This window comes from Collinsella sp. OF02-10, from assembly GCF_003463445.1.
In the GTDB taxonomy this organism is placed as follows: Bacteria; Actinomycetota; Coriobacteriia; order Coriobacteriales; family Coriobacteriaceae; genus Collinsella.
Genome location: NZ_QSCW01000038.1, coordinates 2,824 through 3,497, shown reverse-complemented (window position 1 = coordinate 3,497; position 674 = coordinate 2,824). Strand labels below are relative to the sequence as shown.

Below are 674 nucleotides of genomic sequence, written 5' to 3'. Positions count from 1 at the left end.
AAAAACAAGCGGAACTACAGGAAGCAGCCGCAGCACATGGCGGTAATGAGGGCGATTCAGGGGGTCACAGACCCGGAAGGAAATTGGCGGAACAAAGACGGTGCGCCGAAGAAGCGCGACCTAATCCGCGCCTATGCCCGCGAGCACCCTGACGCGAACCACTCTGACATAGCCAAGGCGCTGGGCGTGTCGCGTCCTACCGTCATCAAGTGGCTGAGGGGCTGGAGGTGCGATACCGACGGCCTGCCGGACGGCGCGTGGTACGAGGGCGGTCATATCCACGTCGATATGGCGGAGCCGGAAATCAAGGAGGGTGAGTGATATGGCAATGGAACCTTGGCGCTTCACCATCGAGTTCGATGAGGAGAAGGCAAAAAGGAACGGCTACAACGTAGATGACCTCTACGACTGCGTGGGAAAGTATGCGGAGCAGATGGGCAACGTCCGCATCGGCCTTGGCACTTGGCAGGCAAAGAACCGCGAGGCGCAGTTCGGGGCGCAGTGCCCTGTTTGCGCCGCCCTTTCTAAACAGCCTTGGGTGATGCAGAACATTAAGTCATGGCGCACCTATGAGGACATGAATGAACCGGAGGGCGAAGACTACCTACAGGTAATCCGGGATATCAGCCCGGAACGCGTTTTCGACTAGGAACTGGGAAGGGAAACACCGATGT

At 58.3% G+C, this 674-nt stretch carries 2 protein-coding genes; both read left to right on the top strand.

From position 1 onward, the window contains the following. Nucleotides 1-321 (top strand): helix-turn-helix domain-containing protein (locus DXA43_RS10035; RefSeq protein WP_233540080.1); only part of this gene is annotated, 321 nt, incomplete at its 5' end. A gap of 1 nt (nt 322) precedes the next feature. Next, nucleotides 323-649: a hypothetical protein gene (locus tag DXA43_RS10030; protein ID WP_117807075.1), complete on the top strand. Its 327-nt coding sequence runs from the start codon at nt 323-325 to the stop codon at nt 647-649. The last annotated feature ends 25 nt before the right edge of the window (nt 650-674 follow it).